This is a genomic window from Nocardioides sp. 1609 (assembly GCF_004522105.1).
GTDB lineage: Bacteria > Actinomycetota > Actinomycetes > Propionibacteriales > Nocardioidaceae > Nocardioides.
The window spans coordinates 64496-87846 of the sequence record NZ_SPUJ01000001.1 but is presented as its reverse complement, the minus strand read 5'-3'; the positions used below and the strand labels follow the sequence as shown (position 1 = coordinate 87846).

Annotated in this window: 21 protein-coding genes; 16 read left to right on the top strand and 5 right to left on the bottom strand. The window is 73.9% G+C overall.

Features of this window, described 5'->3' with window-relative positions; translation table 11 throughout:
* The first annotated feature begins 5 nt into the window (after positions 1-5).
* Positions 6-1133, top strand: coding sequence for a hypothetical protein (locus E4623_RS00380; RefSeq protein WP_134764551.1), 1128 nt, complete (start codon positions 6-8; stop codon positions 1131-1133).
* On the opposite strand, the gene E4623_RS00375 is transcribed toward E4623_RS00380, so the two are convergent.
* Positions 1108-2169, bottom strand: a complete 1062-nt coding sequence (locus tag E4623_RS00375; protein ID WP_134764550.1) for a glycosyltransferase family 2 protein — start codon at positions 2167-2169, stop codon at positions 1108-1110. The genes E4623_RS00380 and E4623_RS00375 overlap by 26 nt on opposite strands.
* 80 nt (positions 2170-2249) lie before the next feature.
* Here E4623_RS00375 and E4623_RS00370 point away from each other — a divergent pair, with 80 nt between their 5' ends.
* The 5 genes from E4623_RS00370 to E4623_RS00350 all read left to right on the top strand — a co-directional run bounded on the left by E4623_RS00370 (position 2250) and on the right by E4623_RS00350 (position 9684).
* Complete coding sequence (locus E4623_RS00370; protein ID WP_134764549.1) at positions 2250-3374, top strand: endonuclease/exonuclease/phosphatase family protein; 1125 nt, start codon at positions 2250-2252, stop codon at positions 3372-3374.
* Complete coding sequence (locus E4623_RS00365; protein WP_134764548.1) at positions 3364-5523, top strand: acyltransferase family protein; 2160 nt, start codon at positions 3364-3366, stop codon at positions 5521-5523. The genes E4623_RS00370 and E4623_RS00365 overlap by 11 nt, the downstream gene beginning before the upstream one ends.
* Positions 5524-5673: 150 nt before the next feature.
* Positions 5674-7074: an endonuclease/exonuclease/phosphatase family protein gene (locus tag E4623_RS00360; RefSeq protein ID WP_134764547.1), complete on the top strand. Its 1401-nt coding sequence runs from the start codon at positions 5674-5676 to the stop codon at positions 7072-7074.
* Between the two features lie 47 nt (positions 7075-7121).
* Positions 7122-8279, top strand: a complete 1158-nt coding sequence (locus E4623_RS00355; RefSeq protein ID WP_134764546.1) for a hypothetical protein — start codon at positions 7122-7124, stop codon at positions 8277-8279.
* Positions 8280-8406: 127 nt separating this feature from the next.
* Entirely contained in the window at positions 8407-9684 is a 1278-nt protein-coding gene (locus tag E4623_RS00350) for a hypothetical protein (protein ID WP_134764545.1), read from the top strand.
* 22 nt (positions 9685-9706) lie between these two features.
* On the opposite strand, the gene E4623_RS00345 is transcribed toward E4623_RS00350, so the two are convergent.
* The gene (locus tag E4623_RS00345) at positions 9707-10753 is read right to left on the bottom strand and encodes an endonuclease/exonuclease/phosphatase family protein (protein WP_134764544.1); all 1047 of its coding nucleotides are present in this window, start codon (positions 10751-10753) and stop codon (positions 9707-9709) included.
* A gap of 140 nt (positions 10754-10893) precedes the next feature.
* On the opposite strand from E4623_RS00345, the gene E4623_RS00340 reads away from it, so the two are divergent.
* Positions 10894-12135 carry a hypothetical protein gene (locus E4623_RS00340; protein WP_134764543.1) on the top strand — a complete coding sequence of 414 codons (1242 nt, stop codon included), beginning with the start codon at positions 10894-10896 and terminating at the stop codon, positions 12133-12135.
* Positions 12136-12147: 12 nt separating this feature from the next.
* On the opposite strand, the gene E4623_RS00335 is transcribed toward E4623_RS00340, so the two are convergent.
* Positions 12148-13254 (bottom strand): hypothetical protein, encoded by a 1107-nt coding sequence (locus E4623_RS00335; RefSeq protein ID WP_134764542.1) that lies wholly within the window; start codon positions 13252-13254, stop codon positions 12148-12150.
* Positions 13255-13365: 111 nt separating this feature from the next.
* Between E4623_RS00335 and E4623_RS00330 the strand changes: the two genes are divergently transcribed.
* The 6 genes from E4623_RS00330 to E4623_RS00305 all read left to right on the top strand — a co-directional run bounded on the left by E4623_RS00330 (position 13366) and on the right by E4623_RS00305 (position 18645).
* Positions 13366-14571 (top strand): acyl-CoA dehydrogenase family protein, encoded by a 1206-nt coding sequence (locus tag E4623_RS00330; RefSeq protein WP_134764541.1) that lies wholly within the window; start codon positions 13366-13368, stop codon positions 14569-14571.
* Positions 14572-14626: 55 nt separating this feature from the next.
* A complete protein-coding gene (locus E4623_RS00325; protein ID WP_134764540.1) occupies positions 14627-15301 on the top strand; it encodes an alpha/beta fold hydrolase in 675 nt (224 codons plus the stop codon).
* A gap of 33 nt (positions 15302-15334) precedes the next feature.
* A complete protein-coding gene (locus E4623_RS00320) occupies positions 15335-16426 on the top strand; it encodes a DUF2332 domain-containing protein (protein WP_134764539.1) in 1092 nt (363 codons plus the stop codon).
* A gap of 56 nt (positions 16427-16482) precedes the next feature.
* The gene (locus E4623_RS00315) at positions 16483-17775 is read left to right on the top strand and encodes a glycosyltransferase family 2 protein (protein WP_134764538.1); all 1293 of its coding nucleotides are present in this window, start codon (positions 16483-16485) and stop codon (positions 17773-17775) included.
* A gap of 67 nt (positions 17776-17842) precedes the next feature.
* Positions 17843-18031 carry a DUF5302 domain-containing protein gene (locus tag E4623_RS00310; protein ID WP_134764537.1) on the top strand — a complete coding sequence of 63 codons (189 nt, stop codon included), beginning with the start codon at positions 17843-17845 and terminating at the stop codon, positions 18029-18031.
* 80 nt (positions 18032-18111) lie between these two features.
* Positions 18112-18645 (top strand): MaoC family dehydratase, encoded by a 534-nt coding sequence (locus tag E4623_RS00305; RefSeq protein ID WP_134764536.1) that lies wholly within the window; start codon positions 18112-18114, stop codon positions 18643-18645.
* Here E4623_RS00305 and E4623_RS00300 read toward each other — a convergent pair.
* Entirely contained in the window at positions 18633-19796 is a 1164-nt protein-coding gene (locus E4623_RS00300; RefSeq protein ID WP_209020431.1) for an MFS transporter, read from the bottom strand. The genes E4623_RS00305 and E4623_RS00300 overlap by 13 nt on opposite strands.
* A 91-nt stretch (positions 19797-19887) precedes the next feature.
* The gene (locus E4623_RS00295; RefSeq protein ID WP_167736405.1) at positions 19888-21114 is read right to left on the bottom strand and encodes a right-handed parallel beta-helix repeat-containing protein; all 1227 of its coding nucleotides are present in this window, start codon (positions 21112-21114) and stop codon (positions 19888-19890) included.
* Between the two features lie 25 nt (positions 21115-21139).
* Here E4623_RS00295 and E4623_RS00290 point away from each other — a divergent pair, with 25 nt between their 5' ends.
* From E4623_RS00290 to E4623_RS00280, 3 genes are read left to right on the top strand one after another with little or no spacing between them, the layout of a single operon-like run.
* On the top strand, positions 21140-21703 hold the full coding sequence (locus E4623_RS00290) for a histidine phosphatase family protein (protein ID WP_134764534.1): 564 nt from the start codon (positions 21140-21142) through the stop codon (positions 21701-21703).
* Between the two features lie 33 nt (positions 21704-21736).
* Entirely contained in the window at positions 21737-22384 is a 648-nt protein-coding gene (locus E4623_RS00285; RefSeq protein WP_134764533.1) for a DUF6758 family protein, read from the top strand.
* Between the two features lie 17 nt (positions 22385-22401).
* Entirely contained in the window at positions 22402-23274 is an 873-nt protein-coding gene (locus tag E4623_RS00280) for a PHP domain-containing protein (RefSeq protein ID WP_134764532.1), read from the top strand.
* The last annotated feature ends 77 nt before the right edge of the window (positions 23275-23351 follow it).

Here is a 23351-nt window from a genome sequence, read left to right as displayed (position 1 = left end):
CACTAGTGGTCGACACCGTCTTCGTGCACATCGGGCTGCCGAAGACCGCGACGTCGTACCTCCAGACCATCATCTGGGCGCACCGCGACACGCTGCGCGAGCGGGGCGTCGTCGTCCCCGGCCGGGAGCGCCGTGACCACCTGTGGGCCTCGCGCACCGTGCGCGAGGAGCGCAAGCAGGAGCGTGCCCCCGAGCGGCAGCGGACGGCCTGGGACCGGGTGCGTCGCGAGCTGGCCGGGTCGAGCGGCACCGGACTGATCAGCCACGAGTTCTTCGCGGCCGCCAGCGCGCGGCAGGCCGCCGCCATGGTCGCTGCGCTGGCCCCGGCCGAGGTGCACCTGGTCGTGACGGCCCGCGAGCCGCTCGGCCTGTTCGCGGCGAGCTGGCAGGAGAGCCTCAAGAACGGCGCGACGACGGCCCTGCCCGACTACGGCCGCACGGTGTCGAGGCGGCCGAGCGACATCTGGAACTGGCGCACCCTCGACCTCGGCCTGGTCCTGCGGCGGTGGACCGAGGCGGTCCCGCCCGAGCGGGTCCACGTGCTGGCCCTCGACCCGACCGCGCCGCGGGACGACGTGTGGCACAGGTTCGCCGGCATCGTCGGGTTCGACACCGCCGGCATCGACCTGTCGGAGTCCTTCCCGAACTCCTCGATGGGCGTGGCGCAGGCCGAGACGCTGCGCCGGGTCAACGCCCGCCTCGACGGGTTCGGCAGCGCGTTCGACCGCGGGGTCTACCTGCGCACCTACCTCGCCGACGAGCGGCTCGTGCCGCAGGGCGGCGAGCGCTTCTGGCCCGAGCCCGACCAGGTCGCCGACTGCCGCGAGCGCGGCCGGGCGACCGTCGACTACCTGCGCAGCGCCCCGTTCGACGTCGTGGGCGAGCTCGACGACCTCCTGGTCCCCGACGAGCTCGACGAGCGTCGGGTGCCGGCCTCGGTCACCGACGCCGAGGTCGCGGCCGTCGCGGTCGACCTGGTGGCCTCGATGCTCGACGACGTCCGCAGCCTGCGGCAGCGCCAGGGCGGCGCCGGCGACGGCGGCGCGGGTCGGCTGTCGCGGTTGCGCGACCTGGCCGGCCGCGCGGGGGTGCGGGCGCGAGCCCGTCTCAGCCGCGGCGACCGAGAGGGTTGAGCCGGCCCAGCTGCTCCTTGCGGCTCGGCCGCGCGGCGTCGCTCCCTCGGGCGTCCTCGACGAGGAAGTCGGCCTTCGGTCGCTCCGCGAGCTCGGCGACCCGGTCGGCGAGCGCGCGGCGCTGCCCGTCGTCCAGGGCGCGCGGGCTCAGCCCGCGGCCCACCGGGTCGGCCTCGACCAGGAGACCGAGGTCGGCGAGGGCGGCGACGTCGTCCTGGGTGGTGCGCTCGTAGATCTCGCGCAGGTAGCGCCCGCGGACGTCGTCGGGCAGGTCGCGGGTCACTAGGGTGCGCAGCGCCTGGGCCGAGGGCGCCCGCGACGCGCGGTAGCGCGCCGGGCCGGCGTGCGCGAGCGCGGTCCACTTGCGCACGAACTCCTCGCCCGACGGCGCGTCGTAGTGCAGCACGCTGAGCCGCGGGTCGTGGTGCCGCTCCTGCTTGTGACCGTCGGGGGAGACCGCGTCGTGCAGGGTCAGTCCCAGGCCGGAGCCGGGGCGGACGCCGGACTTGCCCATCACGTGGCCGTGGAAGTAGGCCTGGTTGGTGGGCTCCTCGATCCGGCCCAGGACGTGCAGGAGCGTGAGGTCGGGATCGTCGAGCAGCGTCTTGAACTGCGTGGGGCGGGTGCTGTCCCAGGTGCTCACCGCCTCCCACGGCGGCAGCCAGACCGCGTCGAGCGCCGGGGGGACGGCGTCCAGGGCGTCGCGGTCGAGGCGCGCCACCTCGTCGCCGTCGACGTGGAAGAGCCACTGCGCCCACCCGAACGGCTCGAGGACCGCGCGCGCCCAGTTCGCGTTGGTGCGCTGACGCACGTTCAACCCGTGCGGCCGGTCGCCGTCCCACCAGCCGCCGCGGGTCGTCGGGAGGCAGGTCACGTGGGGGTGGTCGGCCAGCGCCGCGGCCACCTCGCGCTGCCCCGCGTCCTTCGGCGCGTCGAGGAACACGAACATGTGGTCGACCCCGGAGGCCAGGTTCGCCGCGACGAAGAAGGCGACGTTGTCGACCGAGTCCTTGATGGTCGAGGCGGTGAAGAACATGGTCGCCACCGTAGTCAGCGCGCCCGCGGGCGCGCTCGCGAACCCCGGCGCGGCAGGCCCCCCGTGTTAAGGTCCGGCACGTGGTCCAGCCCTCCCATCGCGCTCCCGAAGGCGCCGCGAGAGGCCCCCGCCGAGGTCTCCTCGGCCTGGTCGGACTCCTCGTCCTCGCCCTCGTGCTGGCCGGTCTGTTCCTCGCCGACCGGGAGCCCGGCACGCCGACGGCCGAGGACCCCGCGCCCACGACCCCGCTCGGTCCCGACGACGACGCGACCCGCGCCACCGACGACGCCGACGACGAGGCGGAGGCCCTGGCCGCCGAGGAGGCGGTCGCCGAGGAGCAGCAGCGGGTCCAGCGGGTGGTGGCCCGGAAGGCCGAGGCCCGCGCCGCGCAGATCGACGAGAAGCGGGACGTCGCCGACAAGGTCGCCCGCCGCGAGGCCCGCCTGGCCCGGATCGAGGCGCTGAGGAACCAGCCGTTCGACGTGAGGGTGGGCTCCTTCAACGTCCTCGGCAGCCAGCACACCGGCCCGGGCGGCCCCCGCCCCTACCCGGCTGCGTCGACCCGGTCGGTGGGCGCGGCCAACCTGATGTCCAAGCACGGCGTCGACATCGTCGGCACGCAGGAGCTCCAGGACGACCAGCTGCGCGCCATCCAGGGACGCACCGGGATGGCTGCCTACCCCGGCCTCGCCTGGGGCTCGAAGGAGACCGACAACTCGATCCTCTACGACGACGGCCGCTTCGAGATGGTCAGCGGCGACAGCTTCACGATCACCTTCATGGGCCGCCCCCGCCCCCAGCCGATCCTCAAGCTCCGGGTCCGGGAGACCGGCCGGGAGTTCTACGTCGTCAACACCCACCCCTCGGCCGGGGGCGGTCGCTACGCCGCCGAGCGGGCACGCGGGCGGGCGACGTTGATCGGTGTCGTCAACGGGTTGAAGTCCGAGGGGCTGCCGGTCTTCGTCACCGGCGACATGAACGACCGCGAGCCCTTCTTCTGCCAGGGTGTCGCCGTCGGGGGCCTGGTGTCCTCCAGCGGGGGCAGCTACGGCGGCGGGTGCAACCCGCCTCCGGGCCCGATCCCGGTCGACTGGGTCGTCAGCACGCCCGACGTGAGCTGGACCGGCTACTGGCGCGACACCGCCGCCACCGACAACCGGATCAGCGACCACTTCTTCATCAGCGCCATGGCCCATGTCGGCTGAGGCCACCGGACCGACCAGGACCACCGCAGCCGCACCGGGGTCGCCCCCGAGTTCCTCGGGCTCCTCGGGCTTCAGGCCCGACATCCAGGGCATCCGCGCCCTCGCGGTGCTGCTGGTCGTCGTCAACCACCTCTTCCCGGGCCGGCTCGCCGGCGGGTTCATCGGCGTCGACGTGTTCTTCGTCGTGTCCGGCTTCCTGATCACCTCGCTGCTGCTGAAGGAGGGACGGCGCGAGGGACGGATCTCGCTCGTCGACTTCTACGCCCGGCGGGCCCGTCGCATCATCCCGGCGGCCGCGGTCGTGACGCTGGCGACCGTGGTCGTCGCCCTGCTGACGCTGCCGCTGCTGCGGGTCAAGGACATCCTCTCCGACGCCGTGTGGGCGACGTTCTTCGCCGCGAACGTCCGGATGGCGCGGGTCGGCACCGACTACTTCGCCGAGGGCCAGCCGCCGTCACCGCTGCGCCACTACTGGTCGCTGGCGGTCGAGGAGCAGTTCTACCTCGTCTGGCCCGCCCTGCTGGTGCTGTTGCTCGTCGTCCTGCGCCGCCGCGGCGACGCCGACCTCGACCGCCGGTTCCGGCGTGCGGCGAGCGTCCTCATCGGCGTCGCGATCCTCGGCTCCCTCGCCTGGTCGGTGTGGGCGACCTACGAGTCGCCGGTCACCGCGTACTTCTCCTCCTTCACCCGTGCCTACGAGCTCGGCGCCGGCGCGGCCTGCGCGCTGCTCCCGCGGCTCACGATCCTGACCCGGCTCGCGCGGACGCTCCTCGGTGGCGCCGGGCTGCTGCTGATCGCCGGCACCGCCCTCACCTTCTCGGAGAGCACGGCGTTCCCCAGCTGGCACGCCGCGCTCCCGGTGCTCGGCACCGTCGCCCTGGTCGTCGCCGGCGGGTCCGGCCAGCCGGGCCAGGAGACGGTGGTCGGGCGCCTGCTCTCGCTGCGCCCCGCGGTCGTGATCGGCGACTGGTCCTACTCCCTCTACCTGTGGCACTGGCCGGTGATCGTGCTGCTGCGCGGCAACCTCGGCGGTGAGCGGTTCGGCACGCTGCCGGTGCAGCTGGCCACGCTCGCGCTCATCTTCCTGCTCAGCTGGGCGAGCTACCGGTGGATCGAGAACCCCTTCCGTCGCGGCACCTGGAGGCGGACCGGTCGCTCGCTGCTGATCTACCCGGTGAGCATCGCCACCGTCGTCGCGACCGTCCTGGTGAGCAACCAGGTGGTGCGCTACCAGCTCGGCGAGTTCGACGACAACCCGGCCATCACCGTGGCCGAGTACGCCCCCGACAAGGCCGGCGACGACGAGCACGTCGCGCTGGTGAAGGCCTCCGTGGCCGCGGCCAAGGACGGCGCCGCCGTCCCGAGCGACCTCACCCCGGGGCTGATCGACCTGCGCAAGCAGACCGCGTCGCTCGGCGACTGCGACTACCGCACCGGCACGACCGAGCTGTGCGCGATCGGCGACCCGGACGCCGACCGGTCGATCGTGGTGCTCGGTGACTCCCACGCACGCGCCCTGTCGCCGGCCTTCGAGAAGATCGGCGACGAGCTCGGCTACCGGGTCTACGTGCTCGTCTACAGCGGTTGCTCGGCCACGAGCCTGACCCAGATCGACCGGGAGACCGATCGTGCCTGGGAGGGCTGCGAGGACTTCAAGGACTTCGCGCTCGGCACGATCGAGGACCTCCAGCCCGACCTGACCGTGATCGGCACCGACGTGGGTCGCTTCACCGACCCCGAGACCGGCCGGACCGTCGGCGGCGACGACCCCGGCTACTTCGAGGCCCTCGACCAGGGTTGGCGCGAGCTGTTCACGACGCTGCTCGAGTCCTCCGACCGGGTGGCGGTCGTCGGCAACACCCCGAAGCTGCCCGACGAGCCCGGCGTCTGCCTGACCGACGGTGACCCGGACCTCGGCGACTGCGCGTTCGCGCCCGGGCCGTACTCGGAGAAGGTGGCCCAGGCGTCGTTCGCGGCCGCGGAGGCCGTCGGCGCCGACCGCGTGAACGCGAAGAAGTGGTTCTGCGCCGAGGGGCTGTGCCCCGCCGTGGTGGGCAGCTTCATCACGATGCGCGACTCCGAGCACGTCACGCCCGACTACGCACGCTGGCTCGCGACGCCGCTGGCCCGGGCGCTCGACCTGCGCTGAGGCACGCCGTCCCACCCGGATCCGACACGCCGAGAAGAACTACATGCGCGTAGTTCACGCGTTTGTGTTGTATGTGGCTGGTGGGAGTGGTGTGATTCGTGATGCTCCGGCCCACGCAGGGCCGCGCCCCCCCTCCGAGGAGCCACACGCATGGGTGCACGACTCTCGCCGACCACCGCCGCCACCCGGGTGCGGACCGCCGTCGCGGCGGCCGCCGTGGCCGCCGTCGCGCTCACGATGGCCGCGGTCCCCACCGGCTCGGCGGCCCCGGCCGCCGCGCCGACCACCGCCGCCCGCGCGGCCGTGGTGACGCCGAGCCCGATCATGATGACCCACGCCAACATCTACACGGGTCTGAACGTCAAGCGGTTCCAGGCCGACGTCCGGACCGTGCTCGCGCCGCTTCCCGACTTCGTCACCTACAACGAGGTCCCGTTCCGCACGGACGCGGTGATGGCGCCGACCGGCTACGACATCCACCGCAGCTCGACCAACCGCTACACCTCCGCCACCGCGGTCGCGTGGCGCACGGACCGGTGGACGATGGTCGCCGAGGGCACGTACCGGTTGTCGAACTGGCGGGGCAAGCCCCCGGGCCGGGTCACCGAGCTCGGCCGCCGCTTCGCCAACTGGGTCACGCTCCAGGACGTCGAGGGCCGCACCCTGTCCGTGGTCGCGGTGCACGTCGCCCCGAACGTCCGCGGCATGCCCGACCTCGCCCGTCCCTCGGTGACCCGCCTCGGCGGGCTGGTCGAGAAGCTCGCGCCGTCGGGTCCGGTCCTGGTCGGCGGCGACTTCAACTTCCACTACCGCAGCTCGCGCTACCCCTCCGACCTCCTGTCGGCGGCCCAGCTGGAGCCGACGTTCGACACCCTCGGTTCCTTCTTCGCCACCGGTGACCACCACGGCGCGACGATCGACTACATCTTCAACCGCGGAGCCGGGACGCTGGCGCCCGACCAGCACTTCAGCACCGAGCTGAACTCCGACCACGACGCCGTCACGGCGGGGTTCCACTGGCTCGGCGACGCCCCCTCCGACACCCAGGTGGTGGCCAACGACCCGAGCGGTGACCAGGCCGCCCGCCGCGCCGTGCTCCGCAGCCTCGCGACCGGGATCCGCTCGGCGCAGGCCGGCGACGTCGTCCGGGTCGTGACCAGCCGCCTCGACCTGTACTTCCTGGTCAAGGAGCTGCGCCGGGCCGCGAAGCGCGGCGTCCAGGTCCAGTTCGTCAAGCTCGGCAGGAAGTGGGCGCCGCGGGAGCAGAACCTCGGCTCCCTCCTCGCCCGCCGCGGGGTCCGCGGGAGCTGGGTGCGCCAGTGCACGACCACGTGCGTCCAGGAGTGGAAGCTGCAGGCCCGGGCCGCGACCGGCACGATCAACGGACTGCTCCAGGTGCGCCTCGCGAGCGGCTCCGAGGTGCGCTGGGACACGACCCGCCAGTTCTCCACGCCGCTGCTGACCGAGCCGTCCTCGGTCCGGGTCAGCACCGGCGCCGAGGCCCTCGACGAGGGCCGACGCCTCTTCGCCCTCGTCGCGAACGCCCGCTGAACCCGGCCGGGTTGCCGGGCTTCTCGGTGACCCGCCAGAGTGTGGCCATGTCGCGCGCCCGTCAGCAGCTGTTCGTGCACGTCGGCATGCAGAAGACCGGCACCTCCTACCTGCAGGACGCGATGCTCCGCAGCAGCGACCGGCTCGCCGCTGCGGGGACCGACCTGGTGCCGCCGACCAAGCGCGAGTGCTTCGACCTGATGGTCGTGCTCCGCGACCGCTACGAGGGGCGCCGTGACCCGGCCACCGACCGGGCGACCCTCGAGCGGTTCACGCAGCGGCTGGCCAAGGCGTCGGGGGAGCGGGCCGTCTACAGCCAGGAGTCGCTGGCCGGGGCCGGCCCGCGCCAGATCGCCCGGCTGCTCCAGCTCTGCGGCGAGCGCGAGGTGCACGTGGTCGTCACGGTCCGCGACCTGGCCCGCCAGCTGTCGTCGTCCTGGCAGCAGGAGCTGAAGGCCGGCAGCACGGTCGACCTCCCGGCGTACCTGCGCCAGCTGCGTCGCGCCCAGCGCGCGGGCAAGGGCGGGCACCCGTGGATCCACCTCGACCCGGCGCTGGTGCTGTCGCGGTGGGCCGAGGTGGTGCCGGCCGAGCGGCTGCACGTGGTGACCGTCCCGCCGAGCGGGGCCCCGACCACCGAGCTCCTGGAGCGGTTCGCCCGCGCCGTCGGCTTCGACCCGACGCACGTCGAGCCGGAGGACCGGCCGAGCAACTCCAGCCTCGGGCTCGTCCAGGCCGAGGTGCTGCGCCGGGTCAACGCCGAGCTGCCCCCCGAGGTGCACCGCCGGTGGATCTACGCCGAGGTGGTCAAGCGCGGGTTCAGCGCCGGCGTCCTGGTGAGGCAGCAGCCCCGCAAGATCCTGGTGCCCCGACGGTTCGAGGCGTGGTGCGAGGAGGTCACCGCCGCGCAGCGCACGGCGATCGAGACCGGCGGCTACGCCCTGGAGGGGTCGCTCGACGACCTCGCCTGCCCGCGGGAGGCGTTCACCGACGAGCCGGTGGTCGCCCTGGAGGAGGAGGTGGCGTCGGCGTCCGTCGCCGCACTGGCGACGATCCTGGCGCGACGCGGTGCCGAGGTGGCCCGGGTCCGTGACGGCCGGATCGGCGCCGATCCGGTGCCGGACCGCCAGACCCTGTCCGAGGGCGACGTCGCGGGCGACCCGACCGGCGTGGTCGGCAGGCTCCGGCGCCGGATCGGCCGGTGACCCGACCCGTCGGCGACACCGGCCCGACGCCGTCCGTTCGCCCGTCCCCACTAGGGTCGACACGCCGTCGCTCCCGTCCGGAAGGTCCCCGCATGCCAGTCACCCGCCCGCCGAGGAGTGCGGCGCGATGACCTCCCCGACGCCGGAGGTCGAGGTCACCGGTGAGGAGCTCGGAGCCGCCCGGGTCGAGGTCGTCCCGGAGCCGCCCCGACGGCTGTTCCTGCACATCGGCCTGCCCAAGAGCGGCTCGACGTTCCTGCAGTCGCTGCTCGGCGAGAACCGGGGCCTGTTGCGCGAGCACGGGTTCACCTACCCCTACGTGCGCCAGGAGGGGATGTTCCACGCTGCCCTCGAGATGGCCGGCAACCCCGACCAGTGGGGCGTGGGCCGCGACCGGGTCGAGGGCACGTTCGACCACCTCGTGCGGCGCGGTCGGCGGCTCGGCGGCGACGTCGTCCTCAGCCACGAGATCTTCAGCGCCGCGAACGGCACCCAGGCCAAGGCGATCTTGGACCGGGTGCCCGACTACGAGGTGCACCTGGTCATCACGGTCCGCAACCTCGCGCAGACGCTCACCGCCCAGTGGCAGGAGCGGGTCAAGAACGGCCACGACCAGTCCTTCGCGTCGTTCGCCGACGACATCCTCGACGGCGTCCCCGAGGAGATGGACGACGACATGGTCGGGTTCTGGCGCGGCCAGAACCTGCTCTGGGTCATCAAGCGGTGGAAGCGGTTCCTGCCGCCCGAGCGGATCCACCTGGTCGTGACGCCGCCCGGCGGCACCGGCCCCGACGTGCTCTGGCGCCGGTTCTGCTCGGCTATCGGGATCCCGTCCGACCTCGTCGACGTCGCGAGCACGCCGCGGCACAACGAGTCGCTCGGCGTCGCCCAGATCGCGGTCATGCGGCACGTCCTGGCCGGTCTCGAGGAGATCGGCGAGACCGAGGACGACCGTCTCGAGCAGCCCTGGTACGCCGTGGTCGCGAAGCGCTGGTTCGCCCAGACGGTCCTCAGCACCGCGCGCTCGGGCAAGCCGCAGGCACCGGCCGCGGTCGGCGACCGGCTGGTCGACGTCACGCGGCACTGGATCGAGGTCGTCGAACGGGTCGGCTACCCGGTGCACGGCGATCTCGCCGAGCTCTTCCCGGGCGACGCCGCGCCCGACGCGCGGCACCCCGACGACGTCGCCGTCGAGGACATGTACGCCGGGCTGCCCCGGGTGATCGCGCGGATGCTGCTGCACGTCCGCGACCTGCGCATCGCCGCTCGGGACCTGGAGACCGAGAAGGGCGAGCTGACCCGGGAGCGCGACGAGCTGGCCGCCCGGGTCGAGGAGCTCAGCGGGACGGTCGAGGAGCTGCAGGCCCAGCGCCGGCGGTGGCCGCTGCCGCCGCGCCGCGCGTGACCTGACGGGCGCCCGGCACGCGCTACGGCGTGTCGCCGGGGAAGACCGGCACGCAGACCTCGCCGTCGTCGACGCTCACCCGGTAGTCGGCGACCAGCGGGAGGTGGTCGGAGGCCCGGGTCGCGACCACGCGGACGGTCGAGGGGGTGACCTCGCCGCGCGTCCCGCTGCCGAAGAAGAGGTAGTCGATGCGGATCCGGGGGTTGCCCGACGAGGCGGTGAAGCCGGCGCCGGATCCCAGGACGCTCCAGGTGTCGGTCAGCCTCGCGCGGACCGGGGCGAGGGTCGGGGAGGACGGTGAGGTGTTGAGGTCGCCGCCGAGGAACACGGGGTTCGGGTCGGCCCGGACGGTGTCCATCGCCAGGCGCATCTGCGCCTCGCGGGCGCCGGGCGCCCCCGGCTCGAGGTGGGTGTTGTAGAAGCTCGTCGCGATGCCGTCGACGTCGATCGTCGCGTGCAGCAGACCGCGCTGCTGGGTGGAGCCGGGGCGGGGGAGCGCGATGTTGACCGAGTCGGTGATCGGGTAGCGCGACAGGATCGCGGTGCCGTAGAGGTTGGTCGGCGAGCGGCGCACGTTGGCCCCGAACACCCACGACATGCCCAGGCGCTCCGCGAGCACGACCGGCATGTCGACGCCGTAGGTCCAGGCGCGGCCGCGGTCGACCTCCTGGAGCAGGACGACGTCCGCCTCCAGCCGGGCGATCTCGTCGCCGATCCGGGCGAGCCGGCTGCCTCCCTCGTAGGGCCGGGCCGAGTGGATGTTGTAGGTGACGACCCGGAGGTCGACGCTCGACTCCTGGGGCACGCACACCGTCTGGGGGTCACCGGGCGCCGTCGGCTGCAGGGTCCGGGTTCCCTGGGGGTCCGCCGGTGGCGTGGTCGTCGGCGGGACCGAGGTGGAGGCGGTCGTCGGGTCCACCGGCGAGGTGACGGAGCCGGCCGGGCTCGTGGCCGCGGCGTCGGGCGCGTCGTCGTCCGGGGCGAGGACGAGGACGGCGAACGCGCCGACGACGAGCATCACCACGAGGGCGACGGTCGCCGGGGCAGCCGACCAGCTCTTCGGTTCCACCGGCCCTCGCACTGCCTCTCGTCGTCTGCTCCTCGGCTCGCGAAGCAGAACTGTACGGGGGGAGCCCGCGGTCCCCGGACTGCTATCGTCGCCCAGGTTTCGCGCGAGCGCCCGCCACCGTCGAGGAGAACCGCACCAGCATGTCAGCGAGCAGCACCGCGACCGGGTCGGCGCCGCGCCTGGTCCTCCACATCGGGGCGATGAAGACCGGCACGACCTTCGTCCAGGACCTCCTGATCGCCAACGCCGAGACCCTGGGCGGGCTCGGGTGGTACGTCCCCGAGCAGCGCGCGGTCGTGCGCGCCACCCGCGAGCTGCTGGCGCTGACCGACTCGGCGGTGGGCTCCGCGCGCGCCGGCGCGTCGCCCACCCTGGCCGACGCCCCCCGCTGGGTGGCGCTGATGGACGACGTGCGGGCGCGCACCGCGGAGCCGGGCTGCCACGGCGCCATCGTGTCGATGGAGTTCCTCAGCTACTCGAAGCGGCCGGGCGTGCAGCGGGTGCTCGAGAGCACCCACGGGCTCGACCTGCACGTCGTGCTCACGGTCCGTGACGCCGTCCGGGCGCTGCCCTCGCAGTGGCAGAGCCTGGTCCGCAACGCCCACCGGAGCTCGTGGCCGGAGTTCGCGACCGCGGCCCGGGTCCGGGGGAAGCGTCCGCCGCACCCCGGCACCCGGGCGTTCCGGCGCACCCAGGACGTCCCCCGGATGGTCCGCACGTGGGGCGAGTCCCTGACCCCGGAGCGGTTCGCCGCCGTCACCGTGCCGGCCGGCGCGGACCGGCCGCGCACGCTGCTGTGGGAGCGGTTCCTCGACGTCGTCGGTGTCGACGCCGCCCTGACCGACACCGGCGCTGCCTTCGACAACCCGCAGCTCGGGTACGGCTCGTGCGACCTGCTCCGGCGGGTCAACGACGCCGGTCTCGCGGCCGAGCCCCCCAGCGCCTACCGCCGGGTGCTGCGCCGTCTCACCCACGACCGGCTGCTCGCCCTGCGCGAGCACGAGTCCCGACCACGCGTCGACGCGGTCACGGCGGCGTTCGCCCTCGACCTCAACGCCCGCAGCCTGGCCGCGATCGCGACCCACGCGACCCTGGTCGGGGAGGCCGGCGACCTGCCCGTCGAGCTCGCCCCCGACGCCACCGTCGATGCCGGCGACGTGCCGGTGCAGGTCGGTGACGAGGAGGTGCGCCGGGCGGGCGAGGCGCTGTTCGCCGGTGCGCTCGCGTGGTGCGCCGAGGAGGGGCTCGTCCTGCCCGACGAGCTCACCGCGCCGCTCCCGGGCGATCTCGAGGACGCCGTCACCCAGGTCGCGACCGTGCTCGGCGTCGCGATCTCCGGCGACCCGGCGCACCGCCTGACCGGCTCCCCGACGAGCTCCTGACGGGCCTCGCTGCTACGGCCGCTCCGGCTGCTGCTGCTCGCGCCGGACGTCGGCGGCGCGGCGCGGCGCGGCGCCGGACTCCTCGCGCCGGCGGGCCCGCAGCTGCATGACGGCCATGTCGGCGATGGTGCTGATCGCGGCCTCGGCGATCTCGTCGTCGCGCAGCTCCGGCAACGGGCTGCCGGCGTCGGCGTCGGGCACCAGGGCGTCGAGGTCGCCGTGGGCGCGGATCCCGACGTCGCGCACCGCCGCGACGTGGCCGTGGGCGACGTCGCGCAGCCAGGCGACGGCATCCGGCGGGACGGTGATGCGGGCACTGGCGCCGCGCTTGAGGGCGCCCCGGACCAGCCAGGTGCGCAACCCGGGCACGTAGTCGGTCTCGTACGACGGGAGCCGGCTGCCGAGGGCGGCGTTGGCGCGCCGGTAGACCTCGGCCTCGGTGTAGCCCCACGACGCGTTGATGTCGTCGGTCGGCCAGCTCATCACCGTCGGGTCGAAGCCCAGCAGGGCCCCGAAGTGCCGGTAGAGGCCGTCCGGGTCGGTGGCGCGGTCGGGGGTGACGACGACGTCGAGCCGGTCGGTGCCGACGACCGAGCCCCAGCGCTGCAGGGTGGCGGCGACGTCCTGGCGCTGCCAGAAGTGCTCGGCCCAGGGACCCTCGCGCGTGTGGAGCCGCTCGAGGAACGTGGGGTAGTCGAGCGTCATCCGGTGCTTGAGGAACTGCTGCCACTCCGAGGGGACCACCGAGGTGATGACCCGGACGCTGAGGACCACGCGGGTGTCGAGGCCGGCGTCGTCGGCGATGTCGACGAACCGCTGGATGCGGTCGACCCGCGCCTCGCAGAGGTCCTCGTTGGTGACGAGGAGGCGATCGCCCGGGGTCCGGCGCAGCCGGCGTCCGATCCGGGCGACCCTGGCCTCGTCGAACGGCTCGGCGAAGCCGCGCGCCGTGCGCCACCCGAACGGGCGCAGGATCCCGCGCAGCGACTCGTCGCGGCTCAGGTAGGGCAGGCCGATGCCGGCGGCCTCGAGCTGGGGGGCGGAGTCGAAGAGCCCCCGCTGCAGCGCCGACGTCCCGGTCTTGCTGGCCCCGATGTGGAGGATCAGGTCGCGGCGCATGGCCAGAACCCTAGAGGTTGTGATCGTCGTCTCATCGAGGGCCGCCACCCGTCAGGAGGGCGGCGGCGTCGGTAGATTGCCCGTACTGACCAGTAAGGGAGACACCGAGCGATGCCGCGACTGTGCCAGACCGACGGACTGACCGACGACCAGAGCGAGATCCTCAAGGCGGTGCGGGTCTTCGTCGAGGAGAGGATCCTGCCGGTCGCCACGGAGCTCGAGCACGCCGACGAGTACCCCACCGAGATCGTCGAGGGGCTCAAGGAGCTGGGGATCTTCGGGCTGATGATCCCCGAGGAGTACGACGGCCTCGGTGAGTCGCTGCTGACCTACGCCCTGTGCGTGGAGGAGATCGCGCGCGGCTGGATGAGCGTCTCCGGCGTGATCAACACCCACTTCATCGTGGCCTACATGCTGATGCAGCACGGCACCGAGGAGCAGAAGCAGAGGTACCTGCCGCGGATGGCGACCGGCGAGGTCCGCGGCGCGTTCTCGATGTCCGAGCCCGGCCTGGGCTCCGACGTGGCCGCGATCAAGACGAAGGCCGTGAGGGATGGCGACGACTACGTCATCGACGGCCAGAAGATGTGGCTGACCAACGGCGGCACGTCCACCCTGGTCGCGACCCTGGTCAAGACCGACGAGGGCCACGCCGACGACGTGTCGGTCTACAAGCGGATGACGACCTTCCTCCTCGAGAAGGAGCCCGGCTTCGGCGAGACCGCGCCCGGGCTGACCATCCCGGGCAAGATCGACAAGATGGGCTACAAGGGCGTCGACACCACCGAGATGGTCCTCGAGGGCCACCGCGTCTCCGCCGAGCAGGTCCTGGGCGGCGAGCCCGGCAGGGGCTTCTACCAGATGATGGACGGCGTCGAGGTCGGGCGCGTGAACGTCGCCGCGCGCGCCTGCGGCATCGCCAACCGCGCCTTCGAGCTCGCCATCGCCTACGCCCAGCAGCGCGAGACCTTCGGCAAGCCGATCGTGGAGCACCAGGCGATCCTGTTCCGGCTCGCGGAGATGGCGACCAAGGTCGAGACCTCGCACTCGATGATGGTCAAGGCCGCCCGGCTCAAGGACAAGGGCCAGCGCAACGACGTCGAGGCCGGGATGGCCAAGATGCTCGCCGCGGAGTACTGCAACGAGGTCGTCCAGGACTCCTTCCGGATCCACGGCGGCTACGGCTACTCCAAGGAGTACGAGATCGAGCGGCTCTACCGCGAGGCGGCGTTCATGCTCATCGGCGAGGGCACCAGCGACATCCAGAAGATGATCATCGGCCGTGCGCTCCTCAAGGACTACCAGCTGAAGGGCTGAGCCCGGCGGGGGTACGCGGACGCGCTTCGTCCGCGGAGTCGGGGAGAGTGTCGCCATGGACACCGAGACGACCGAGCTCACCCTCGACACCCCGGCCGGCGCGGCCGCCGCCCACCTCGCCACCCCGGTCGGCGCGAGCCCGGGCGGCGGCGGACCCGCCGTGCTCGTGCTGCACGCCTGGTGGGGCCTCAACGACGACTTCCGCCGGTGGTGCGACGACCTCGCCGCCGCCGGGTTCACCGCGCTGGCGCCCGACCTGTTCGGCGGCCGGGTGGCGACCACGATCGACGACGCCGACGCGCTGCGACGCACCGTCCCGCACGAGACCGGCCGGGCGATCGTCGAGGCCGCCCGCGACGAGCTGCTGGCCCGCACCGGGCGCGACACGGTCGCGGTCGTCGGCGCCTCGCTCGGCGCGGGCTGGGCGGTCGAGCTCGCCGAGGCCGATCCCGAGCACGTCGACGCCGTCGTCCTCTACTACGGCGCGGCCGAGGCCGACTGGTCCAAGGTCCGGGCCCGGGTGCTGCACCACTTCGGGGAGCGCGACGAGATGGACCCGCTGGAGTACATCGAGGAGATGCAGCAGGCGATGGTCGACGCCGGCCTCGACGCGACCCTGGAGGTCTACCCGGACGCCGAGCACTGGTTCGCCGAGCCCGGGCGGCCCGAGCACCACCCCGGTCACGCGGCGACCGCCTGGGAGCGGACGGTGGCGTTCCTCGGCCGGTGACCACCGCCCGCGGCGGCGTGCCAGGGTGAGCGGGTGGATCTCGAGACCGCGTTCCGGAACCAGGCCGAGGCGTGCGGGCGCCTCGGCTCCCCGATGTACGCCGACCTGCTGTCCCGTGCAGCCGACGACATCGTGGCCGGCGGCCCGACGGCGGCCGTCCTGGCCGGCTACGAGGACGAGCCCGGTCCGTCGGCCGTCGCGCTGCGGCTCGCCGGCTCCGTGCACCGGCTGGTGCTCGAGCGGCGCGCCGGCCCGGTGGCCGCGTACTACCCCAGCGTGGGCGGCGCCTGGGCGGCCGACGCCGGGTGGGCGGCGGTCCGCGACCTCCTCGCGGACCAGCCGGCCGCCGTCCGCGAGTGGCTCGACCGTCCGCCGCAGACCAACGAGGTCGGCCGCTCCGCGGCTCTCCTGGGCGGGCTCCTGGAGCTGGGCGCCGCCTGGCCGGGCCGCCCGGTCCGCCTCTTCGAGCTCGGGTCGTCGGGAGGGCTGAACCTGCTCGCCGACCACTACCGCTACCGCACCCGCGACGGCCGCGACGTCGGGCCGCGTGACGCGCCTGTCGTGATCGACGACGCCTGGACCGGGCCGGTCCCGGTCGATGCGCCGTGGCCGCGCATCGTCGAGCGCACCGGGAGCGACGTCCTGCCCGTCGACGTCGCGACGACCGAGGGACGGCTCACGCTCACGGCGTACGTCTGGGCCGACCAGGTGCACCGCCACGAGCGGCTGCGCGGCGCGCTCGCGGTGGCCACGCGGGTGCCGCCACAGGTGCGGGCGCAGTCGGCCGCCGACCTCGTCGACTCGATCGACCTCGCCGACGGACCCGACGACGCCCTCACGGTGGTGTGGCACAGCGTGATGTGGCAGTACCTCGGCCGGGCCGAGCAGGACCGCGTCCGCTCCCGGCTCGAGGAGCTCGGCACCGCCGCCTCCGACGAGCGACCCTTCGCCCACCTCTTCCTCGAGCCGACCCGCCGGAGCCCGGCCGAGGACCACGAGTTCTGGGTGGTGCTCGAGTCGTGGCCTTCGAGCGGTGCGGCCCGCCGGTTCCTCGGCCGCTCGCGGGGTCACGGGGTGCCGTGCGACTGGGAGCGTGCCGGCGACGGCGACCCGGTCCCGGCCTGAGCGACCCCCGGCGGGCCGAGCCGCGCGACGGGCCGGAGTCGTGGTTGGATCGCCGCATGCCCGGGATGATCGTCGCTGTCAGCACGGTGAAGGACACGGCCGACAACGTCCGCCGCTACGTCACCCGCAACCTCGCCAACGGCATCGACCACCTGGTCGTCTTCACCGAGGACACCGGGTCCGCGGCCGAGGCCTTCCTCGACGCGCACCCCCACGTCACGCACGTGCCCACCGGACGCGGCTGGTGGGGTGAGCACCGCTCCGACGACCTCAACGTGCGGCAGCGCACCGCCGCCAACCTGACCCGCGTGCTGCTGGCGCCGTTCGACTGGGCGGAGTGGATCGTCCACATCGACGGCGACGAGATCGCGCTGATCGATCGCGACGTCGTCGCCGCGCTCCCCGCGAGCACCCGCTCCTTCAAGCTCGACCCGCTCGAGGCGGTCTCCCGCGAGGCGTGGCCGAGCGGCGAGGTCACCCACTTCAAGCGGCTGCTGCGCGACGGCGAGCTGAACGTCCTCCGGGTCCTCGGCCTGATCGCCGAGCCGAACAACAAGGCCTACTTCCACGGGCACGTGCGCGGCAAGCGCGGCGTCCGGGTCCGCGACGACGTGCGGATGGGCCTGCACGTCGTCAAGAACGGCGCGGGCCGCTTCGCCAAGGCCAGCACCGACCCGGGCCTGCGGATGCTGCACCTCGACTCCGCCACGGCCGAGGAGTTCTCGCGCAAGTGGATGACCCTGGCCACGTCCAGGTCGCGGGCGGTCTACCGCACCAGCCGGATCCCGGTCGTCCGTGCGCTGCGCACGCTGTCGCGGCTGGACCTGTCCGACGAGGTGCGCGAGCGCTACCTGAGGCGCATCTACGCCCTCACGACGCTCGAGGACTACGACACGCTGCACGACCTCGGCTTCCTCGTCGAGGTCGGGCCCGAGGAGGGCTCGCACCAGCCCCAGGCCGCGCCGCGGCAGGACCTGGAGGTCCTGGCGAGGCTGCTCGCCGCGGCCGCCGACCACCCGCGCACGACCCTGACCCTGCACGACCACGAGGGCGGGTTCGACGTCCTGCGCGACCTGCTGGCCACCACCGGCGTCCCGGTCGGCGCGGCCGCCGGGATCCTCGACCAGATCGCGCGCAAGCCGGTCCGCAACCTCGGCCCGACCCGCGGTCACGGCAGCCAGGGTGCCGGCAAGGGCGCCAACGGTGGCAAGGGCGGCGGCAAGGGCGGCGGCAAGGGCGGTCAGGGCGGTCAGGGCGGTCAGGGCGGTCAGGGCGGCAAGGGTGGCCGGGCTCGCACGTCCGCCCCGGCGCGCACCGGTGTGCGGGCGCGACTGCGACGTCGCCCCTGAGGCACCGGGCGTCGCGACCCGGAAAAGCCGGTCGACGCGTCAGGGTGCCCGTGCCAGGGTGGTGGGCATGACGGATTCTTCGGGCTCCACCAACGACGACCTCAAGGCCAAGATGCGCGAGGCGCTCGACCGCAAGAACACCCACGAGAAGGGCGTGCACCAGGACGGCCCCGTCCACGAGAAGGCCCACGGGTCCGAGGTCAGCGACAACGCCCCCAAGATGCACCGTCGCAAGGCCGGTGGGGGAGGCAGCTGACGCCGCGCCGACCTGACAGACTCACCCTCGACGTACCCACCGGTAACCCGGGCGGGACCCCGTGAGTGAGGAGAGGCATCGTGCAGTTCGGGCGCAGCTACGAGGAGTTCGAGGTCGGGGCCACGTACAAGCACTGGCCGGGCAAGACGGTCACCGAGTACGACGACCACCTCTTCTGCCTGCTCACGATGAACCACCACCCGCTGCACCTCGACGCGCACTACGCCGGGGAGACCACGCAGTTCGGCAGGAACGTCGTCGTGGGCAACTACGTCTACTCGATCCTGCTCGGCATGTCGGTCGCCGACATCTCCGGCAAGGCCATCGCCAACCTCGAGGTCGAGTCGCTGCGCCACGTCGCACCGACGTTCCACGGCGACACGCTGTACGGCGAGACCACCGTGCTCGCCAAGACCGAGAGCCGGAGCAAGGACGACCGCGGCGTCGTCCACGTCGAGACGATCGGCTACAACCAGGACGGCCAGGTCGTGTGCATCTTCCGGCGCAAGGTGATGGTCCCGAAGGACAGCTACCTCCAGGCGCGTGGCGGTGAGCAGCCCGGCCGACCGGTGCCCCAGCCCGACAGGCACTGGCCCGGACCTCAGGCCGACTGACGACCCGGCTCGTCGGCGGCGAACGCCCGCGCCAGCGGCACCAGCGCGAGCACGAGGACGGCGGGGACGGCGAAACCGACCCGCAGCGAGTCGCTGCCGACGACGCCGGTGAGGACCGCGCCGAGCAGCGCTCCGACGTAGTTGAACTGGTTGAAGCGCGCCACGACGGCGTCCACCTGGGCCTGCGAGCCACCCGCGATCCGCGCCGCGGCGGAGAAGCTGAGCGGGGCGACCACTGCGACGCCCGCGCCGGCGACCGTGAACCCGAGGACGGCGACCGGCCAGTCCGGGGCGAGGACGACGGTGGCCAGTCCGACGCACGCGACGACGGCGCCGGTGCGCAGCACCGCGACCACGCCGTGGGTCTGCACCAGCCGGTCGCCGGCGAGCCGGACCACGAGGCTGGCCAGCAGGTAGGGGAGGGTCGCCAGCGCGACCAGGCCCGACGGCGCGACGACGGTGTCGTCGAGGTAGGTCGCGCCCCAGGTCGTGGCGGCGGTGTCGACCATGTAGAAGACGACCATCCCCAACCCGACCAGCACGATCGGACGCCACGGCACGGTGACCGCGACCCCCTCGCCCGGCACCTCGGCCCGCGGGAGGAACCCCGCGGTGAGGGCGACCGCGAGCGGCAGCGCGGCCACGGCGGCAGCGGTGCCGCTGGCCAGCCCCGACGTCGCCAGGGTGACGGCCGCGCCGACCACGCCGCCCGCCGTCCAGGCGCCGTGGAACGAGGGCAGGATCGGCCGGCCGTAGCCGTGCTCGATCGCGACGGCCTGCATGTTGGCGGTGGCGTCGACGACGCCGAGCGCGACGCCGTACGCCGCCAGCCCGACCACGAACGCCGCGAAGGCCGGCGCCAGCGCGAGCGTCGGGACCGCGACCGCGGTGAGCAGCAGCCCGGCCCGCAGCACGGTCGCGCTGTCGTGGCGGGCGGCGAGCCGCTCGGCGACGACCGAGCCGACCCCGGCGAGCAGCACCATGAGCAGCAGGAGCAGCGACAGCTCGAGCTCGCCGAGGTCCCACCGGTCGGCGAAGTCGGGCAGCCGGGTGGTGAGGCTGATGAACACCAGCCCCTGGCTCGCGAAGGCCAGCACGGTCGCCCGGCGGTGCCGGGCGAGGCCGGCGGACACGTCGGTCGGTGGGGTCACGCGCCGATCGTCGCACCGACCGGCCGCGCGAGGGTGGAGATCACGCGACCGACCAGCCCCGGAGTCACGCCCCCGGAGTCACGCCCGGGAGTCACGCCCGTGGCACGGCACGGCGCGCGGGGGTCCCGGGACCGTCGCCCGCGGCGCGCTGCCGGCGACGCCGCGGCACGAACTCGTACGCGCCGACGTCGAGCCGGCCCGCGCGGGGGCGGGGAGCGAGGCGGAGCGGAGCGACGTAGATCCAGCGGGCGCGCCAGCGGCGAGGCGGTCGGACGCCGCGGTCGCGGGCGGGGGACCGGGCGAGGAGACGGAAGTCGTGGGCTGCCGCGTCGACGAACCCGCGCGCGCCGGCGCGCCGGTTGCCGCGCCGCTCGGCCGCGCCGTCGGTGAGGTCGCCGGGGCCGACCAGCAGGTTGTTCCACAGGTGCGTCTCGGCGCCGGTGCCGAAGAGGGCGACGTGGGTGGCCGACGCACCGCGGTTCACGAGGGTGTTGTTGACGACCCACAGCCGCGACCCCGGGTGGGTGAGGCCCTCGGCTCCGTACGCCACGAGCACGGGGTTCTGCGAGGAGGCGCCCTGCTCCACGACGTTGCCGGCGATCAGCGTCTCGCCGCCGTTCGGGACGTCGATCGAGTAGCTCGCCGTGCCGGCGCCGTCGACGATCCGGTTGCCGGTCACGGTCGTGCGGAGCGCGCGCGACTTGAGCTCGTGGCCCACCGACGCGCCCCCCAGCACGCTGCCGGTCACGGTGAGCGACCGCACCTCGCCGACGTAGACGTTGTGCGAGTAGCCGTCGCCGGCGCCGTTGGCGTGGAACCGCGACCGGTGGATGCGGATGTCGCTGGCCGCGTCGGCGCCGGCCAGGATGCCGTTCTCGTTGTGGTGGAAGACCGAGCGGACGACGGTCAGGCCGGTGCCCTCCTGGCGGATCCCCGCGCCGTTGCGGTCGGGCACGGCGGCGCCGCTGAACTCGATCGCCTCGACCCGGGTGCGGTCGCCGGCGACGACCCAGATCGCCTTGCCCTGCGCGCTGCGACCGTCGGCGGTGAGTCGGACCCGGCCCCCGACGGCTCTCAGCGTGACGTCGTCCTGGGTCCAGGTGGCGACGTCGCCCGGGTAGGCCCCGGCATCAATGAGCACCGTGTCCCCGTCGCGGGCCACGGCCGCGGCGGCGCTCGGAGTCGTGAGGGCACGCTCGGGGCCCACCCGCCAGGTCCGCGGACCCGGCGCGGGGTCGGCCGGCGCGCACGGCGCGACCGACCCGGCCACGACGACCGCGGCCAGGGGGACCGCGAGCAGCAGGCGGACAGGTCGCACCCGGCGATCGTGACAGACTGCGGCGGTGACTGGGAACGAGCTCTGGATCGTCCGCCACGGCCCCACCGAGTGGAGCCGGTCCGGGCGGCACACCTCCGCCACCGACCTGCCCCTCCTCGAGGACGGCGAGGACGACGCCCGCGCGCTGGGTGAGCGTCTCTCGGGCCTCGACCCGGCGCTGGTCCTCACGAGCCCGCGACTGCGCGCGCGTCGTACCGCCGAGCTGGCGGGCTTCGCCGACGCCCAGGTCGACGACGACCTGACCGAGTGGGGCTACGGCGAGTACGAGGGCATCACCACCCCGGCGATCCGCGAGCAGCGACCCGGCTGGAACATCTGGTCCGACGGCTGCCCGGGCGGGGAGAGCCCCGACGAGGTCGGCGCGCGGCTCGACCGCGTCGTGGCGACCGTGCTGGCGGCGTCCGGTCCGGTGATCGCGTTCGCGCACGGGCACTCGCTCCGGGTGCTGACGGCCCGCTGGCTGGGGTTGCCGGTGAGCGAGGGCCGGCTGTTCAAGCTCGACACCGCCACCATCTCCCTGCTCGGCCACGAGCGGGAGTCGCCGGTCGTCATCCGCTGGAACTCTTGACGGGGAGCCCGCCCTCCCGCGACCGTGGTCGCCATGTCGCTCTCGGCGGGCTGTCCTCGCTGTGCGGCCCCCGTCACGGAGACCGCCAACGGTTGGGTCTGCCTGGAGCACGCCGACATCGAGCCGCTGTGGCGTCCCGCTGAGGTCACCTACGAGGCGTTCGCCGACCACCTGCACCGATCCCGTGCGGTCCCGAGCTACCTTCCCTGGCCCCTGAGCCCGGGCTGGAGCGTCAGCGACTTCGCGGTCGTCGGGTCCGACCCGGAGCGGGCCCGCGCCACGATGACCTGCGCCTCGGGCCCGAGTGCGCTCGACGGCCCGGTCGACGTCCTCGTGGTCACCGAGGAGGCCGGCACCGGGCTCGGGGCCCGGATCGCCGGCACCGCGCACCAGGACCCCGGACCCGAGATCGGGGCCGGGCCGCCGGTGGTCAAGGTGCGTCTGGACACCAAGGTGGTGCCGCTGTGGGCGGTCTCGACGAACCCGGGGCCGGACCTCGCCGGCCGTGAGCAGGACCGCTCCGTGCTGGCGGGCGAGGCGCACGGCCGCTGGTTGTGGCTCGTGCTGCGCCCGGCGTCGGCGTTGCTGCTGCTGCGCGAGGAGTGGATCCTGCGCGACGCCTCGCGGTCGGGCCCCTCCCTGGTCGAGCTGCCGTTCGGGGGACCGGCACCCACGTGGTGACGCCCTAGGCTGCCCGGGTGCGCATCGACCTCCACACCCACTCCCGGGTCAGCGACGGCACCCAGACGCCCACCGAGCTCGTCGTGGCGGCGCGCGCGGCCGGGCTTGACGTCGTCGCGCTCACCGACCACGACACGGCGGCAGGGTGGGACGAGGCGGCCGAGGCCGCGCTGGCGGTGGGCACCACCCTGGTGCGCGGCATGGAGATCAGCACCCGGCACCGGGGCCAGGGCGTCCACCTGCTCGCCTACCTGCCCGACCCGGAGCACCCCGGGCTGCGCGCGGAGCTCGAGCGGATCGTCGACGGTCGCGGCAGCCGGGCGCCCGCGATGCTCGCCGCGCTCCACGCCCTCGGCATCGAGCTCACCCTCGACGACATCGCCACGGACGGCGTCCCCGGTCGTCCGCACGTCGCCGACGCGCTCGTGCGCGCCGGCGTCGTGGCGACCCGCGACGAGGCGTTCGCCCGCTACCTCGACGAAGGGCGACCGGCCTACGTCGACCGCTACGCCGCGCCGTTGACCGGCATGATCGAGGCGGTCACGGCCGCGGGCGGCGTGAGCGTGGTCGCGCACCCGTGGGGCCGCGGCCGACGGGCCGCGCTGCCGCCCGACGAGCTCGCCACCCTCGCCCGGCTCGGCCTCGCCGGCCTCGAGGTCGACCACCAGGACCACGACGCCGGCGTCCGCGACGAGCTGCGGGGGCTGGCCCGCGACCTCGACCTGGTCGCCACCGGCTCCAGCGACCACCACGGTCTCGGCAAGACCGACCACGAGCTCGGCTGCCACACCACCGCCGTCGAGGAGTACGAGCGGCTCCTCGACCGGGCGGCCGACGCCGCGGCCGCCTCCGGTCGCCCGGTGCCGGCGGTGGTGACCCCCGGATCCTGAGCCGGCGAGCGCGCCGACGAAACCCCTGGCGCCTCCGTGCCGACCCGCCTCGTCGACCCGGCCTCGGTGGGCCAGGC